The 16,785-nt window shown below is 46.3% G+C and carries 19 protein-coding genes; 9 read left to right on the forward strand and 10 right to left on the reverse strand.

Going from position 1 to position 16,785, the window contains the following annotated elements; all coding sequences use genetic code 11:
* Positions 1-140: 140 nt before the first annotated feature.
* From MMB75_RS12640 to MMB75_RS12660, 5 genes are all read right to left on the reverse strand, one after another.
* Positions 141-632: a GNAT family N-acetyltransferase gene (locus MMB75_RS12640; protein ID WP_025366017.1), complete on the reverse strand. Its 492-nt coding sequence runs from the start codon at positions 630-632 to the stop codon at positions 141-143.
* Positions 629-1,729: a type 2 isopentenyl-diphosphate Delta-isomerase gene (fni, locus tag MMB75_RS12645; protein ID WP_025366018.1), complete on the reverse strand. Its 1,101-nt coding sequence runs from the start codon at positions 1,727-1,729 to the stop codon at positions 629-631. The genes MMB75_RS12640 and fni overlap by 4 nt, the downstream gene beginning before the upstream one ends.
* Positions 1,730-2,043: 314 nt before the next feature.
* On the reverse strand, positions 2,044-2,535 hold the full coding sequence (locus tag MMB75_RS12650; protein WP_016822866.1) for a DMT family transporter: 492 nt from the start codon (positions 2,533-2,535) through the stop codon (positions 2,044-2,046).
* A gap of 51 nt (positions 2,536-2,586) precedes the next feature.
* Positions 2,587-3,297, reverse strand: a complete 711-nt coding sequence (locus tag MMB75_RS12655; protein WP_277507900.1) for a Crp/Fnr family transcriptional regulator — start codon at positions 3,295-3,297, stop codon at positions 2,587-2,589.
* Between the two features lie 56 nt (positions 3,298-3,353).
* Complete coding sequence (locus MMB75_RS12660) at positions 3,354-3,779, reverse strand: DMT family transporter (RefSeq protein ID WP_013373460.1); 426 nt, start codon at positions 3,777-3,779, stop codon at positions 3,354-3,356.
* Between the two features lie 237 nt (positions 3,780-4,016).
* Between MMB75_RS12660 and MMB75_RS12665 the strand changes: the two genes are divergently transcribed.
* Positions 4,017-5,513, forward strand: coding sequence for a phospholipase D family protein (locus tag MMB75_RS12665; RefSeq protein ID WP_013373461.1), 1,497 nt, complete (start codon positions 4,017-4,019; stop codon positions 5,511-5,513).
* A gap of 42 nt (positions 5,514-5,555) precedes the next feature.
* Here the strand turns inward: MMB75_RS12665 and cls are convergent, their stop codons facing one another.
* Positions 5,556-7,067: a cardiolipin synthase gene (gene cls, locus MMB75_RS12670; protein ID WP_013373462.1), complete on the reverse strand. Its 1,512-nt coding sequence runs from the start codon at positions 7,065-7,067 to the stop codon at positions 5,556-5,558.
* A gap of 195 nt (positions 7,068-7,262) precedes the next feature.
* On the opposite strand from cls, the gene MMB75_RS12675 reads away from it, so the two are divergent.
* The 4 genes from MMB75_RS12675 to MMB75_RS12690 are packed head-to-tail and all read left to right on the forward strand — an operon-like array spanning position 7,263 to position 9,504.
* Positions 7,263-7,856, forward strand: coding sequence for a TetR/AcrR family transcriptional regulator (locus MMB75_RS12675; protein ID WP_346842754.1), 594 nt, complete (start codon positions 7,263-7,265; stop codon positions 7,854-7,856).
* 46 nt (positions 7,857-7,902) lie between these two features.
* Positions 7,903-8,244 (forward strand): DMT family transporter, encoded by a 342-nt coding sequence (locus MMB75_RS12680; RefSeq protein ID WP_013373464.1) that lies wholly within the window; start codon positions 7,903-7,905, stop codon positions 8,242-8,244.
* A complete protein-coding gene (locus MMB75_RS12685; RefSeq protein ID WP_013373465.1) occupies positions 8,244-8,558 on the forward strand; it encodes a DMT family transporter in 315 nt (104 codons plus the stop codon). The genes MMB75_RS12680 and MMB75_RS12685 overlap by 1 nt, the downstream gene beginning before the upstream one ends.
* Before the next feature lie 13 nt (positions 8,559-8,571).
* Complete coding sequence (locus MMB75_RS12690; protein WP_277507902.1) at positions 8,572-9,504, forward strand: 1-phosphofructokinase family hexose kinase; 933 nt, start codon at positions 8,572-8,574, stop codon at positions 9,502-9,504.
* A gap of 99 nt (positions 9,505-9,603) precedes the next feature.
* Here MMB75_RS12690 and MMB75_RS12695 read toward each other — a convergent pair whose 3' ends face one another.
* Positions 9,604-10,038 (reverse strand): Lrp/AsnC family transcriptional regulator, encoded by a 435-nt coding sequence (locus MMB75_RS12695; protein WP_277507903.1) that lies wholly within the window; start codon positions 10,036-10,038, stop codon positions 9,604-9,606.
* Between the two features lie 157 nt (positions 10,039-10,195).
* Between MMB75_RS12695 and MMB75_RS12700 the strand changes: the two genes are divergently transcribed.
* Both MMB75_RS12700 and MMB75_RS12705 read left to right on the forward strand, forming a co-directional pair.
* Positions 10,196-10,657, forward strand: a complete 462-nt coding sequence (locus MMB75_RS12700; protein ID WP_137079405.1) for a VOC family protein — start codon at positions 10,196-10,198, stop codon at positions 10,655-10,657.
* A 168-nt stretch (positions 10,658-10,825) separates the two neighbouring features.
* The gene (locus MMB75_RS12705) at positions 10,826-11,290 is read left to right on the forward strand and encodes a DUF3592 domain-containing protein (RefSeq protein ID WP_277507904.1); all 465 of its coding nucleotides are present in this window, start codon (positions 10,826-10,828) and stop codon (positions 11,288-11,290) included.
* An 11-nt stretch (positions 11,291-11,301) separates the two neighbouring features.
* Here MMB75_RS12705 and MMB75_RS12710 read toward each other — a convergent pair whose 3' ends face one another.
* Both MMB75_RS12710 and mobA read right to left on the reverse strand, forming a co-directional pair.
* Complete coding sequence (locus MMB75_RS12710) at positions 11,302-11,916, reverse strand: LysE/ArgO family amino acid transporter (protein ID WP_277507905.1); 615 nt, start codon at positions 11,914-11,916, stop codon at positions 11,302-11,304.
* A gap of 46 nt (positions 11,917-11,962) precedes the next feature.
* Complete coding sequence (gene mobA, locus MMB75_RS12715; RefSeq protein ID WP_025677563.1) at positions 11,963-12,592, reverse strand: molybdenum cofactor guanylyltransferase; 630 nt, start codon at positions 12,590-12,592, stop codon at positions 11,963-11,965.
* 194 nt (positions 12,593-12,786) lie between these two features.
* Between mobA and MMB75_RS12720 the strand changes: the two genes are divergently transcribed.
* A complete protein-coding gene (locus tag MMB75_RS12720) occupies positions 12,787-14,034 on the forward strand; it encodes an MFS transporter (protein WP_064961655.1) in 1,248 nt (415 codons plus the stop codon).
* A 126-nt stretch (positions 14,035-14,160) separates the two neighbouring features.
* On the opposite strand, the gene MMB75_RS12725 is transcribed toward MMB75_RS12720, so the two are convergent.
* Positions 14,161-15,840 carry a glutamine--tRNA ligase/YqeY domain fusion protein gene (locus MMB75_RS12725; RefSeq protein WP_013373473.1) on the reverse strand — a complete coding sequence of 560 codons (1,680 nt, stop codon included), beginning with the start codon at positions 15,838-15,840 and terminating at the stop codon, positions 14,161-14,163.
* 206 nt (positions 15,841-16,046) lie between these two features.
* On the opposite strand from MMB75_RS12725, the gene MMB75_RS12730 reads away from it, so the two are divergent.
* Positions 16,047-16,772, forward strand: a complete 726-nt coding sequence (locus tag MMB75_RS12730) for a hypothetical protein (protein ID WP_064961654.1) — start codon at positions 16,047-16,049, stop codon at positions 16,770-16,772.
* Positions 16,773-16,785 lie beyond the last annotated feature (13 nt).

A 16,785-nucleotide genomic window follows, 5' to 3' on the forward strand; every position in this document is an offset into this window, starting at 1 on the left:
AACAACTCCCGTTTATATAAAATATGCGCTATACCCTCTGTTAGTTTACCAACCCACATTATATAGGAGAACCTATACATGCGGCAAGCATACGGCTGTGAATTTAGGATTTTGCTGCATCCCTATTTAGATAGCTTTATTTAGATTTCCTTGCTCATCTGGATATCCGTAACCCGATAACCAGACTTGCGATATACATGTAAAGCCCGCTCATTATGCCCAAATACATGCAGACCGATGCGAACCGCACCCAGCCTCCGAGCTTCTTGTTCCAACGCCTGCATCGTCAACGTACCCAGGCCTCGCCCCTGATATGAATCGTAAACGAGAATATCCAGCAAAAAAGCTTCTTTGCCTTGCGTACCTTCTGTAATGTTGAACCAGATATATCCCGCTTCCTCGGAGCCTTGACCCACACTACCTGAATACTCAAGCATGTACAGGTGAGCATGGGGCGTATCCAGTCTTTGTGGCAAAAATGTTGCAAAGCTTTCCTTTGCCCGTTCTGGTGCCTCTTCCACCGTCCACGCGCCTGCCTGGATTTTCTCTTCCGCGTAATCTGCGAGCGAGCGTTGCTCAAAGCGATCATACTGCTCTGCGTTCATCGGAACCAACTTAATGAATCCACTCATCCGTTCGCCTTCTTTCTTAGTCTGGTCGTTTCTTTAAGACCTTCGATCCCAGCTACTCCGATGCCAAACATGACTGTACGCAATTCCAGCTCCACTTGCTCCAATCGCGCTTCCAATGCCTCGCTGGAGGTGACCGCCGAGCCAAGCAAAGAGCGACCGAAGCCTGCCATGTCAGCGCCCAAAGCAAGTGCCTTCGCAGCATCGACACCGTTTTTCAGTCCACCGCTACCGATCAGAGCGCCATTAGGCTGGGCTGCTCTAACCTCCACGATACAATCAGCGGTCGAATTGCCCCAATCGGCGAACGCCTCTGCCGCTGCACGGCGCACAGGATCAGGATTGCGAAATTTCTCCACTTGGCTCCAGCTTGTCCCGCCCGCACCAGCGACATCAATAAAAGCAGCGCCTGCATCATATAATCTCGATGCCGTCTCACCATCTATGCCCCAGCCTACTTCCTTCACGCCTACAGGCACCGAAAGACGACGACACAACTCCTCAATGCGCTCAAGCAGCCTGCTAAAATCCAAATTCCCTTCAGGTTGGAATATCTCCTGCAAGCCGTTCAAATGCAGCACCAACATATCCGCTCCGGCAATTTCCACTGCACGTTGGCAATCGTCCACACCAAACCCGTAGTTCAGCTGCACTGCACCCAGATTGGCAAGGATCGGGATGCTAGGTGCTAGACGGCGAACTGCAAAGGTTGAAGCCAACTCTTCTTTTTCCACCGCAGCTCGTACGGAGCCGACACCGAGCGCCCAGCCGCGTCTCTCTGCTGTCTCTGCCAACCGCTCATTAATCGCTCCTGTCTCGGCGCTACCGCCTGTCATCGAACTGATGAGCAGCGGTGTCCGTACAGTGCGCCCCATAAAAGTTGTATCTAGACGCACCTCGTCAAAATGTAGCTCCGGCAAAGCGCAGTGCTTAAAACTATATCGCTCCAGTCCGCTGGTAATGCCGTGTCCGGCCACATCTTCCTGCAGACAAAGGCGGACATGCTCAATTTTCCGTTCACCTGTCTGCGTGGCAGGCAACAAAGAGCCGGATCTGTCTGAGCCGTCAGGTGATCCATTTTTATTTTCTGTATTACTCATCTATGTTCCACCTCATCCAAAGTCAATCTGTGCATTCCATCAGGTTCGTGAAGCACAAATAAGACCGTTCCCGAACACGGTAACCGATCTATTTATCATCTCATATATCAAATATCTAGGCCCTTAAAGCACTATTTTAAGATATTTTCATTGTATCATGGATGGAAAAATATATACATGACCGTGAACATTTTTCTTTGCCTATGGGATCGAAAAGCAGCACCTGCTTAAGATGCAGCTTCTCTGCAAAATGCAAAATACCCCTCCGAAAGTGGGACCCCAATCAAGCAGGATTAAGGTCATCACAACCTTCTTTAGCTCTTCATCGAATCAGGTATAGTTGTAATATTTTCTTGTGGTTCCTTTGTACGCCCATGTCCAAATTTGAAAACGAGAATACCACCGATAATGACCAATACACCAATCAACTTATTGAAGGTAAACGGAATCTTCTCTAGTCCAAGCCATCCTAATGAATCCCACAACAAGGCTGTACCTAATTGTGCCGTCAATACGATGGAGATCGCATAGGTAGGGCCAAGTCGCTTCATTCCTTGCACCAGACAGAACACAACGCCGACACCAATCATGCCACTGAACCAGTACCACAGCTGCATATGCTGTAAAGCAAATGTATTTTTCCCTTCAAAAATAAGACTCCCGAGCAAGGAAGCCAGGAACCCTGTTCCCAGTACCAATGTCGTTGTGGCCCATGAACCTGTCCGCTCATTCACCTTATTATTGAATATCGTTTGCAGACTGACCAAAGCACCTGCGATAACTGCCAATATGAGCCCTAATAACATGTTTACCTCTCCCTTGATAGTCCCTTTATTGTGCTGCTCTACTTCAAAGCACTATGATTGCAACGTTTCATAAATATTATGGCCTGCCAGTTCACTCAAACCTTTTCTGTCCTTAATGACAATATAGCCTTTTGCCCGTTCAACCAATCCCTCTTCAATCATTTTGCGAATGACACGGTTAAGGTGTCTGTAACTGGTTCCGATCAAATTCGCTACATCCACCAGACTGGATGCCCGTAGTTCCTCATAAAAGGCAGAATTGGATTCGTCAAAAGAAACCGATAGCAGGTAGCTCGCCAGCCTGACTTCCACCGGATACATAAGGTTGAAACTGGAGAAATCAGAGTCTAGACAAAACTTTCGCGTGACAATATCCAATAGAAATTGCAGCAAAGGAGCATAATCTCTGCCGTACTTATTCATCCATTGGTGATGGACACCAATCACATAGATCGGCGACACTGCCTCTACTGTATTGATGACGTGACTATTACGAATATATTCAACATCTCCTATGACCTCGATCGGGGTTTTGAAGCAAAGGATCAGAGTCTTCCCTTCTGTAGAGCTGGTAAAAATTTTGACCTTGCCCTGCACCAGAATATACAGATGTTCAATGGCGTCTCCCTGCAAACAGAGTTTTTCCCCTTGCTCCAAACGATACAGCGACAAATAGGGATGTAGTGGCTCGTAGAGTATGGACTCCAACTGATGCAGATGTAAAAAATACTTTAGCTGCTCTTGATCCTGTATTTCCCTCATTCCTCAGCTCACCTTCAATTCTACGTTCTAAGCTTTTTCTATAATAATGTTTTATTTTAGAGCTTTAGAATAATGACACCCGCGATCATCATACCAATACCTATAAATTGTGGCAGCTTCATCTTTTGCTTCACAATGCCAAACCATCCCTTGATGTCTACCAGAAATGTTAAGCATAACTGAGCAATCAACAGCGCCGAGATCGTGAACGTAACCCCAATATGTTGAATGGCGGTGACTTCACTAAATATAATGATAGCCGCAAAAGCACCACCCCAAAGATACATCGGCTTTACCTGTTTCATTTCAGACACACGGCCATCCTTTGTAAACATCCAAACTAATGCTGCCAAAATAAAACCTATTAGCTGAGTAACGGCAGCCGCCTGCCATGTCCCGATATCCTGACTAATCCGTGTATTCGCTACCCCCTGTAGCGTAATACAAGCGCCTCCCAGAAAAGCAAACAAGATTCCTCTCATAAATCGTTATTCTCCCCATGTAAGTGACTTTTGTATCTATTTAAGTATAGGTCAGCCTGCCTATAAAGGACATATGTCCTCAATTAATTAATAAAACGTTCTCCATTTCATTCTATTCAGCATTCCGCTTCAATACTGTGGACTTGCGGTAATAATTAGACAGTATCTATTTCATAATCTGCATGTTCGGACACGATAAAATGGAATGCAGCATTTAATTAAGGAGCTGATCGTCGTATGACTAAACAAAATCCGCTGCATTCTGTGCCGGAATATCAAAGAAAAACCGTGCACAAGGGCCGTGCTCTTAAAATCGCTATTCTGCTGCTTATCCTCTGGCTGATTGCCGTCATGCTGTATCAGACCCATAAACCCTTGCCTCCGTTCGTCTCTTATGAAAGTCAGGAGTATTCAACAAACGAGGTAAACTTTTGGACGGATTTGACCTACCCTACTGGGGATGGAAGCACTGTACAACATGAAGGGCAAATTTTGAATCGTATGCTCGGCATCATTGATGAAGCCCAGCAATTTATCGTCATTGACCTGTTTCTGTTCAACGATTATAAGCACAAAGGCCAGCACTTCCCCGAAGTTAGCGCACAAATGACTAATCATCTTATCGCCAAAAAGAAAGCTTATCCTGAGATGCCTATCTTTTTCATTACAGATGAAGTCAATACCAACTATAATTCTGCTCCCAATCCTTTGTTGGAGAATATGAAGCAAGTAGGAATTCAGGTCGTACAGACCGATGTAGACCCGTTGCGGGACTCCACGCCTATCTATTCAGCGGTGTGGCGTACCTTTTTCCAGTGGTTCGGGCAGCATGGCACAGGCTGGATTCCCAATCTGATGGCCAGTGACGGACCTGACGTTACGGCTCGCTCTTATTTAAAGCTGTTAAACGTCAAGGCCAATCACCGAAAATTGGTTGCCAACGAGCAAACTGCTCTCATTTCTACAGGTAATGTTCACGATGCAAGTGCCTATCATTCCAATGTTGCCCTAGAAGTGAAGGGACCGATCATCGGAGATATTTTACAAACAGAGCAGGCGGTATTGGACTTCTCGGGCGGAGGGCAACTTCCTGTCTACACACCTCAAGCAGAGCCCCTAGTCCCATCAGGTAAGGACAGCTACCGGATCAAATATCTCACTGAAGGCAAAGTGTATGCCTCCGTTCTGAATGGCATTAAGCAGACGAAGCAAGGTGACAGCATTCATATGGGCATGTTTTATTTGGCTGATCGCAAAATATTGAATAGCCTGCTGGATGCCTCGGCACGCGGCGTAAACATCCAATTGCTGCTGGACCCCAATGAAAACGCGTTCGGGCAGGAAAAAATAGGCATACCTAATCGTCCGGTTGCCCAAGAGTTGTCCGATAAATCGGATGGAAATATTCAAATTCGTTGGTATCATACTACCCATGAGCAATTCCATACGAAGCTGATTTATATTGCCAAGGCACAAGGAGAGCATTTGATTTGGGGTGGCTCTACCAATTTGACTCCCCGTAATTTGGATGATTTAAATCTGGAGAATGAACTGTGGGTGGCCGCTCCGGCGGACAGCAAGCTGACCCGACAGGTGGCGGCCTATTTTGATAAGCTGTGGAATAACCGGGGAGCTGAATACAGTCTGGATCTGGCGGCTTACGAGGATCATTCAACATTTTGGAAAGATATTGTATACCGTCTCCAGGATATTTTGGGCTTTACTACATTTTGACTATAGGATCTGCTACCTCATCCACAGCTCTTCATTTGTGCATTACAGCAGCGGTGAAAGCAGCCGAGCCAGCGATTCCATCAAACGTTTGAACAGACGTTTCTTCATGAATTCCTCGCGTACGATCAAACTGGCATTCTGCAAATCTCGCTCATAGTCGGTCACCATCTGCTGCACACTGTGTGTTTGAATCAACAGAGCGTTCACTTCAAAATTCAGATGGAAGCTGCGCATATCCATATTGGCTGTCCCAATAGTCGCAACTTCCCCGTCAATAATGAGAAGCTTGGAGTGAAGAAATCCTTTTTCATATTCATATACCTTGACTCCCACCTCCAGCAACGATTGGAAATACGAGTGGGATGCGAGAAAAGGCAGCCATTTATCCGGTTTCGCGGGAAATAGAATACGCACATCCAACCCGGATAGAGCAGCCATCCGCAAAGCAGTCAGGATATCTTCATCCGGGATAAAATAAGGAGTGGCAATCCAGACGGATTTTCGAGCGGATGTGATCATGGAGAAGAATAGATTTTTAAGCACTCTCCGCTCATTGTCTGGTCCGCTGGCAATAATCTGTACGCCGCCATCCGTGATCGGTTCAATATCGGGAGACAGATATTCGCTATCCAGTACCGATTCACCCGTCATATGAAGCCAATCCTGTAAAAATATAAGTTGCAATGTCCGCACAGCTTCGCCCTTCACAATCATATGCGTGTCACGCCAAAAGCCGTAGGCTTTGTTGCGGCTGAGATACTCATCTCCCACATTTAGGCCACCGATTAATCCAATATTACCGTCGATAACTACAATTTTACGGTGATTACGGTAGTTTACCCGACTGGAGAAGAACAAAATCCGAGCGCCTCCGTATGCAACAACCTCTACTCCTGCATCCTTCATTTCCTTCAAAAATGCCTTCGATAACTGAATACTACCGACTGCATCGTACATAAACCGAACCTTAACACCCGCTTTAGCCTTTTCAATCAAAATTTTCTGAATGCTGGTACCGATATCATCCGAGCGGAAAATGTAATATTCCATATGGATATGATGCTGCGCCTTGCGCAGTTCTTCGAGCAGCGTGGAGAAGGTTTCATCTCCATTATTCAGAATCTGGGTTTCTGTCGCAAAATAAATCGGGGAGCGGGCCAATCTCCGGGCCAGGCGCATTAACTGCTGCTGCTCATCTGTAAAGCAGGTCAGATCTCGTTTGACCCGCAAAGCATCCTTTTCGATACGCTCATACGCCTGTTGGTCACGCAATGCCTTTTTGTCATACTTACGGCGCTTGAATACATTTTGCCCAAATAAAAAATAAAGAGGAAGTCCAACGACTGGCAACAACGCCAGCAGCAAAATCCATGACATGGTGGTGGAAGGATTACGATTCTCCGTGAAAATAATCAGACTTATGGAAATAACCGTCAAGGTAGAGAAAATACTGATGACAGTTCCTTCATTTTTACCGATGTAATTAAACAAGCCAAAATAATAAATAATAAACACCATAGCCGCGATCAATACGGCCAGTAAGCTTCGCCTCATAACTAACCTCACTTCCAATGGACTGCATTTGAACAGATATTCCTCATTATATTGTACATGAGCCCCTTATTTCTTCCCACTTTTTTATTTAAATGTTGAATAAAAAAATCAGAGTACATAACGAAATGTCGATGGGTTGACACTTACTTTTTTTCATGTAAAAATAAACTAACGAACGTTAGGTAGGTGATGATAATGGGAATGGAAGAGATTCGAAAGGCCGCTCTTTTCCAATTTGCCACCAATGGGTATGAGGGAGCATCCTTGAGCAGTATTGCCGCCGAGGTTGGAATCCGAAAACCGTCTATATATGCGCATTTTCAGGGTAAGGAGGATTTGTTTTTGCAGGTGGCAAGTTACGCGTTTCAAGAGCAGAATTTACGTATTTTTGAATACTTTACGGAACGCAAAGAACAGTCGCTGGAGCATACACTGCATAATTTCTTATTCTGGATGGAACAGGAATATGAGGGCAACAACTCAGCCAAGTTTATGCTTCGTTTTTCCTTTTTTCCGCCTGTATCTTTATATAACGAGGTACTGAATATTGTGAATCCTTTCCTGGAACAGATGGAGCGAAAATTAACTCGTCGCCTCCGAAATGTACGGGATCGGGAACCCTTTGGACATATGAAGCCAGCGGATGTGGCTTTAGCCTACATGACGCTGGTGGATGGAATCATGGTAGAGCTACTGTACAGTGGAAGCACCAACTACCACCGAAGGCTGAACGCTGCATGGCCTATTTTTTGGCGTGGGATTACACTAACTTCACCTCGTGAAAGGTGAAGTTAATGTAATTGTAAAATTATACTGAATTGAGGAGAAATTCATCATGAATCGCAGTTGGATTTACGTTTTTGTTGGAGGCCTGATTGAGGTCGTATGGGTATCAGGCTTGAAGCATGCAGATTCTGTACTCACCTGGGCTGTAACTGTGCTGGCTGTGGTGGCCAGCTTTTATTTAATCATGAAGGCTGCAAAGCGTCTGCCTGTAGGCACGGTGTATGCTGTATTTACCGGATTGGGCACAGGGGGAACCGTCGTAGGTGAAATGCTGCTATTCGGGGAGCCGTTTCAATGGTCCAAAACACTGTTAATCGCCCTTTTGCTAGCGGGTGTGATCGGCTTGAAGTTAGTTACCGATCGTGATGCTCAGGAAGGGAGTAGTGCATAATGGCTTGGATTGCATTGGTTATCGCGGGATGCTCGGAAGTGCTTGGAGTCATCGGCATGAAGGGAGTTACGGTCGGCAAAGGGTGGAAGGCTTTAGCACTTATGATCTTATCCTTTATTCTTAGCTTCTCTCTGCTCAGCTACGCCATGAATAGTTTGCCTATGGGAACTTCCTATGCCGTTTGGACAGGCATTGGTACCGTGGGCAGTACGATTACAGGCATGTTCTTGTATGGCGAGCAAAAAAGCGTACTGCGTGTTTTGTTCATCGCCATGATTCTTGCCGCAGCATTGGGCTTAAAGCTGATTTCTTAAGGAGTGATGCCTTGTGATTACCACCGTAACACTTAACGCGGCAGTAGATAAAATCTACACGGTTGCAGGCTTTGGATTGAATGCCGTCCACCGCATAGAAAACGGTCTGACAGTACCAGGCGGCAAGGGCGTGAATGCCGCTCGTGTCATCCGCACACTAGGTCAGCCTGTACGAGCGACCGGATTTGTGGCCGGACACACCGGACGGCTGCTCATCGACGGGTTGAGCGCGGAAGGCGTAAACGCCGATTTTATCGAAACGCCACACGGGGAAACCCGTCTCGCCATAACCGTGCTCGACCCGGCTGCCCGCACGCAGACCGAGCTGATTGAGAGCGGCCCGACCGTGGGGCCGCTTGAACTAGCCGCGCTGCGGCGCAAAATCGCGACCCTTGCCGAGGATTCGGCTTGGGTCGTTCTCTCCGGCAGCCTGCCACCCGGCTGCCCGCCCGATCTGTATGCCGAGCTGTGCACGCTGGCGAAGGCGCGCGGCGCGCGGGTGGCGCTGGACGCGAGCGGCGAGGCGCTGCGCTTGGGGCTGCGCGGAAAGCCCGACCTCGTGAAGCCTAACGAGGACGAGGCCGCCCGCTTCGCGGGAATCGACGCAGCGCGCCCAGATGCCGCTGAAGCGGCAGCATCGCAGCTGCTGGAAGCAGGAGCGCAGCTGGCCGTCATCTCGCTCGGCGCGCGCGGGGCGCTGGCGGTAACACGCGATGCGCGCTACCGTGTGAGCCTGCCGGACGCGGACATTGTCAGCGCGCTCGGCAGCGGTGACGCCATGGTCGCGGGATTGGTTACCGGCGCGGCGGCGGGACTGGATCTCCCTGCCATGCTGCGGCAGGGAGCGGCCTGCGGCACAGCGGCGGCTCTGCACGCCATGGCCGGCAAGATCGAGCTCCAGGACGTGGAGCGTCTGGAGCAGGGAATTACGGTGACGCTGGTGTAATTCAGCGTCACTTTTTTCATCCAACCATTCACCTAATTTAATGTCACGAATAACAGCTTTACTGAATGTTTTGTTCCAAATATGCGTTTCTCTGCTGACCTACAACAAAACCCTGTTTTCCAGTATATTTTTCATACAAATATGCGATTTCGAGGGGCCCAGCTTAACTAGAGAATCCTGAAACTCTGCAATTTCCTCTACAGACGAACTTTGTACCTTAATGAGATAATTAAATTCCCCACTGATGCGGAATAAATCGGTAACTTCCTTCGCCGCCTTACAAAAATCAATCAGCTCTTGGCAATGTTCTGTCTTCACCAGAATAAACGTTGTTGTCCCCCGATTCAGTTCCCGTAAATTAAATACAGCATTATATCCAGAAATAATCCCTCGTTCTTCAAGCTTGGTTATTCTTTCTTTAACGGACGGCTGTGACATCGAAATTTCTTTACTGATTTGGGAAATCGTTATTCGGGCATTATGCTGTAGCAATTTCATGATTTTGTGGTCTATATCGTCCATCTGATGCTGCATATCAAGCACCTCCTGATCAAATTTAAAAAGTAATGCTTTTCATCCAAATTAGCTTTTATTTAATAACTAAAATCGTATAAAAATCTTATTTTAAATATATATGTAGCACATAATAATTCATATAATAAGGTTTACTTACATATAAGGAGGATCTGAAATGAGTGTGAAGGGACTAGCTCATGTGGCTATCCAAGCCCGCGATTATCAAGCAACCATTGCATTTTATACCGAAGTAGTGGGATTTAAAAGAGGACATCACTGGAGTCTTCCGTCCTTTCGGATTCAAGAAGCTTCCATGCTGATCTCCCCTGACCAAAGAACCTGTCTCGAAATCTTTGATAACGATGCCGTCATCCCTGCCCAAGGAAAAAAAGCTGCATCTGAGCATGATGTTGCTCACGGGGCTTTATTACACTTTGCGTTTTACGTGGACAATGTGGATGAAATATATCAAAAAGCCCTTGCCCACGGAGCAAAAACCTTTGTGGAACCCAATCAGCTTACACTTGGTGAACCACCTCTAGTTGTAACCAATGCATTAGTTCATAGCCCTAATGGTGAGGTTATCGAATTTATTGAGGATGTTGATTTTGATATGTCTCTATTGAGCAATAAGTAGTCCAAGTAGCTATTGAAAAGATCCACTTCCCTGGAAAGTGGATCTTTTTTGTATTCCATTCCTCTGCGCCTTATTCCCTATGGAAAAATTAAACTATTTGTAAGTATATCCGATATATTGATTATCGCTTGGTTAAAGGAGTAGATTATCATTTCAATTGATTTCAATGTGTACTGGTTTCATTTTAGCTCCGATCTGCTCATGCCGTTGTTTAGCTTAATCGGTCTGTTGTTCATCTATTTTGGATTCAAAACGATCCGTCGCCATCGTTATCGTAAACGCCACTGGGTCCGTACCAAAGGGCAAATCGTTGACGCGCATATCGAAGTAGATATCGATGTCGTTCCCTTTGACCGTGATGATCCGGTAGATACCAGCTACACCCGCCGATTAAAGGTACGCTTCTATACAGCTTCAGGTGAAGTCGTGGAATTCTGGAATCCTTATAGTACCAATCTCAGCCTTAACCGGGTTGGCAGTAAGATTAAGGTATTATACAATCCGGCTAACCCTCGGGACGCCCGAATTGCTGGCGGCGTAAATGGTGCAGGCTGCCTGGCCTTTATGTTGTTTTTGATTGGTGTCCCCTTTGCTTTGAGCGGGGTATTCGCTTTATTGAAGTTTTTCTTCTAACAAGGATCGGGTCACATACTGGTCATAAAATTTATCGCCATATAAAAGGCCAGACACAAAATAATCAGTGCCGATATTTTGTTGAGCACAGTACCAAACTTTCCTTCTGAATCCATACGTCCTACAAGCCGTCCCGCCGTTGCCAGACCCACAAACCATATCCACGATACTGACACAGCGGCCAGACCGAAGGCCCAACGTTCCACGCCGTTATATTGCAGGGAGCTGGTTCCAATTACACCAACCGTGTCAAGTATAGCATGTGGATTCAATAGTGATACCGAGGCGGCAAAAATCATCTGGCGTTTTGGCAGCATCGGCTGACTTTCTCCCGAGGAAGCAGCCTTCGATCTCCAAAGAGTCCAAGCCATATACAGCAAGAACAAACAGCCCGCCGCATAAAGCACATTCGTGAGCCATAGAAATTGCTGCAAAACAAGGGATACACCCCCAACAGCAAGTGTGATCAGAATGGTGTCACAGACACCCGCTGTAATGACAGCAGGCAGTGCATTGCGAAATCGCGACTGGGACGCCCCCTGATTAAACACAAATACATTTTGTACCCCTAAAGGCAAAATCAATCCCAATGCCAATAAAACGGCATGTATAGTAGCTTCCAGCATGTTATGTACTCCCCCAAATTCATTGCTTAATATTCTCTAAATGCTTCTAATCCTTCCGGAACTGCTCTAACACAAGCTTGTAATCCTGAGGATTATTCATGTTGAACACGGCATTGTGCCATATATTCTCAGTCACTCCCGGCATATCCGCTATGGTTGCATACCGAACATTCAACGTTTCCAACCATTCGGTGAGACGAAGCCGTTTATTCCGCAAACGTTCCTCAGCAGATGGCAATACGCTCCGATGATACACTCCCAGCAAAGGATGCATACGTCCGGCCACAGAAGCAATTACCGCTTGCAGTGGTGATTCCGCTGCTCCTTTGGATGCCGCCCACTTCTCAGTTAAAACAAGCAAGGCTTGCAGCACTTCCAGCTGTACAAAAGGCATATCACAGGCCACGACTATTCCCCATTCCGTAGTAGATGCAGATAATCCTGCATGAATACCACTCAAGGGCCCCATACCCGGATAGATATCAGATACAGCTTCCATACTGTCCTGTTCATATCCTTGATCGTCACGAGTGACTACTATCACCCGTTGGGTCGCCTGCTGCAATGTAATATATGTCCGTTCAAGCATAGTAGCTCCTTCAATCTCTAGCAGAGCCTTATCCTGTCCCATTCGGCTGGAACGTCCTCCTGCGATGATAATACCAGTCACTTCCATAAAAAACTCCTCCTTTTTTCAAAAAACAATCACAAATATGCATATGGAATTTTGGACAAAATTGAAATTTACATAATTGTAATTTTATTGGTTTGTTAACCCTTTCAACACATGATACATTGGAATAAAGAACATTCCCACAGATCGACATCGGTGCGTAGTTCTCTATCGGGCTAAGAAAGGAATGGCTTGTCTTGCAAAAGAGAGAAATTCAAGAGACTCCCCTATATTCCCTAAAGCTATATAACTTTTTTCTATATGGAGCTATGGTCATCTTTTCCAGCTTCTTCCCGTTGTATTTGCAAGATATCGGTATGGACAAGCTGGAAATCGGGAGTCTGATGGCCATCGGACCTTTTGTATCTGTATTCGCGAACCCTTTTTGGGGATATACAAGCGACCGGAGCCGAAATCTCCGACGTATTCTACTATTTATGATTATAGGTACACTGTTACTGCTACAAGCTTTATTTCATGTTCACACGTATGTCATGATTTATGTGTCGATGATTGGCTTTTACTTTTTTCAAAGTCCGTTATTTGCCCAAAGCAATACCCTGATTCTCAGTTATATTGAGGGCACAGACCGGAAATTTGGTTCATTTCGCATATGGGGTTCCTTAGGTTGGGCTGTGACTGCGGCAGTTGCCGGCATCGTTGTTGACCACACAGGAGTATCCAGTATATCCACCATCTTTACGATACTTCTTCTGGCTGCATTGATCTGCACTTTGGCAATTCCACCACTGAAAAGCACCGTGGAGACGGCAACCATTCATTTACGTGGCTTTGGCAGTATTTTATTAAACGGATACTTTATATCCTTCATTTTGTTAGGCATCCTTGTATCAATTCCTAATTCAATCAACGGCGCCTTTATGTCCTTGTACATCACCGAACTGGGCGGGTCCAAGCTGATGCTTGGTTTTGCCGTTTTTATGTCATCGGTATTTGAAATTATTGTCTTCTTAATGTTTGATCGCTTCTTGAAGAAAAAAATGACCGTGATGGTCGGCTGTTTGGCACTCGTCAGTTTGCTGTTTGCCTTACGTTGGGAACTCATGGCGCTAGCTACAGACCCGATTCAGATCGTGTTCATTCAAGCACTTCATTGCGTCACCTTCGGCGGATATTTCTATGTAGGCACCCAGTTGACCGTCCTGTTCACGCCTGCAGCATATCGATCATCCGGACAGGCCGTATATACCTTGACCTGGAGTGGTATATCCGGTATCGTAGCAGGTTTTGCAGGAGGTTGGCTATTCCAGAACTTCGGTGGTGAAATGATGTACCATGCAGGTGTCTTCTTCGCCCTGCTGGGCTCTGCGGGATTTGCTATCATGTGGTATATGCTGTACAAGAACGGCTACCAGCCAGGACATGGCGGTGAGCACAAACCAGGCGAGCATAAACCAATAGATGAAGCACCACAACGACAATAGAGTGTCTTCACGTCAACGGTCATGTTCTGAAGAACGGGTATGCGTAAAATAAAGGAGTCTGCCGTTGGCAGACTCCTTTTTCACTTGGCCGCACGAAGCAACCATCCGTCCCACTTTTCCAACATCTTATTGCTTAGGCAACTGGAAAGAGCTTTTCAATGATACCACACGGTTAAATACAGGCTCACCCGGTTTGGAAAGCTTCGGATCTACACTGAAATAACCATGACGGAAAAATTGGAACTTGTCCTGCGATTGTGCTTCTTTCATATTCCGCTCCACATAGCCATGAGCAATTTCCAAAGAGTTCGGATTTAATTGATCAAGGAATGTTTTTTCCGATCCATCCTCTTCCAGCACCTCTGGTTCCTCTGCGTTAATCAATGGCTCATACAAACGGAATTCGGCCGGAACAGCCTGAGTAGCCTCTACCCAATGGATTGTCCCTTTCACTTTACGTCCCGTAAAGCCTGATCCGCTCTTGGTTTCTATATCATAAGTACAGTGAATCTCCGTTACATTACCTTCCGCATCCTTAATGACATCGTTGCATTTAATGAAGTAAGCATGCTTGAGACGCACTTCATTACCAGGGAATAAACGGAAGTATTTGCTCGGCGGATTCTCCATGAAGTCCTCACGCTCGATATAAATTTCACGAGAAAACGGAATTTGGCGTGTTCCAAGTTCCGGATTTTCTGTATTGTTCTCCGCCTCCAGCATTTCCACTTGTCCTTCAGGATAGTTCGTAATGACCACCTTCAGCGGATCTATAACTGCCATCGTACGGGGTGCCTTAAGCTTCAAATCCTCACGTGCAAAATGCTCCAGCACCTGCAAATCGATGACTCCGTAGGCTTTGGAAATGCCTGTTTCATATACAAAACTGCGAATGGCCTCTGGCGTATAGCCGCGACGACGCAAACCAGAAATGGTCGGCATCCGCGGATCATCCCAGCCATCTACGTGTTTTTCATCAACCAGAAGCTTGAGCTTACGTTTGCTGGTTACCGTTTGAGCTAGATTTAGCCGTCCAAATTCATATTGATGAGGTACGTTTTCCATCTCGCATTCAGCTACAACCCAATCGTACAGTGGGCGTTGATCTTCGAACTCCAGCGAACAAAGCGAATGCGTTACGCCCTCAATTGCATCTTCCAGCGGATGCGCATAGGAATACATCGGATAGATGCACCAGGTATCGCCTGTATTGTGATGGGCCGTGTGTGAAATGCGGTAAATAACCGGGTCACGCAAATTGATGTTTGGCGAAGCCATATCAATCTTGGCACGTAGCACCTTTTCACCATTCTGGTATTTGCCTGCACGCATCTCTTCAAACAGCTTCAAATTGTCTTCCACGCTGCGATCCCGATAGGGGCTGTTTTGTCCCGGTTCTGTCAGTGTTCCGCGTGTTTCACGAATTTGGTCCGCACTTTGGTCATCTACGTAGGCTTTCCCCTTTTGAATCAGCAGGATAGCACGCTTGTACATCTCTTCAAAGTAATTGGAGGCAAAATGTTTTTCCTCCCATTCATAACCAAGCCACTTCACGTCCTCCTGAATGGAGTTTACGTATTCCGTGTCTTCCTTCGCCGGATTGGTGTCATCAAAACGCAGGTTCGTGCGTCCTCCGAATTCATCTCCCAACGAGAAATTAATCCAGATGGCTTTAGCATGTCCAATATGCAAATATCCGTTTGGTTCAGGTGGAAAGCGTGTAACAACCTCCTTTACCTTACCCGTACGTAAATCCTCTTCAATAACATTTTTAATAAAATTGGGGGGAGTAATCGGCTTCTCCACGCTAATCAACCTTTCTTCCGTATAATCTGTGTATAACCTGTTCCCTTAAATATACCCTTTCACACCGCATAACTCAATAAAATGAAAATCGGGACGCTCTCTTCAGCAAAAAAAGATGCAAGTTATGAAAAAGAGTTAACATTTTCGGCAAATAAATTCGTTATAGTGTATATATCTTTTATTTTACCGGAAAAGGAGACCCACCCGTGTTTAAGCTGTTGATCGTCATCCTGCTGTCTATGCTGCTGTCCTCTTCCGTTATGACTTCCGATCATCCTTCTTCAAGCATGGTGACCGAAACTGCATTATCTCATGCGCTGGCTAGCGCACCAGAAGACTCAACTGTCCGCCTATACGCCGTGAGCCCGTCCCAGGGACTCTTTCATTCAGCCGTACTGGAAATCGGCCAGCAGCGCCGCACATTCCAGTGGTCGGGCTCGGCGGATATTTCCACCGCACCACAGTTATTTTACAGAGATGTAAACGAAGATGGGATCCGTGAAGCCGTTGTAATTCTCACACGTGCCTCGGGAACGGGTGTGGAATTGCAGGAGTTGCATATTGTTAACGTACAAACAATGGAGGAATATGCAGTTGAATCAGCAGCAAATGCTGTATCTCAGCGAGTACATAGCTCCGTGGAGCTACGTGACCACAACCGCCAGGTGCATATCGCTGTTATGATTGACGGTACTACACACACGATGGACCCCAAAGCGTCCGTATTTTATGATGATCCAGCCCAATTTACAAAGCATCTCGATTTTAGCTCTGTTGTAATGTATGACGCCGAACAGTTCCCACTGCATGCCACTGTATCTGGTAGCGTATCGCCAAGCGAATTTGTAGGGGATTTGGATCTGAAATATGTATATGAGCAGGGGCGGTTCCGGGTGGGACCTATAAAATTTGAAGCTTCCTCTCCCTTTTGACGACTCTCGCAGA

The sequence above is a fragment of the Paenibacillus sp. P2(2022) genome, assembly GCF_029522175.1.
In the GTDB taxonomy this organism is placed as follows: Bacteria; Bacillota; Bacilli; order Paenibacillales; family Paenibacillaceae; genus Paenibacillus; species Paenibacillus polymyxa.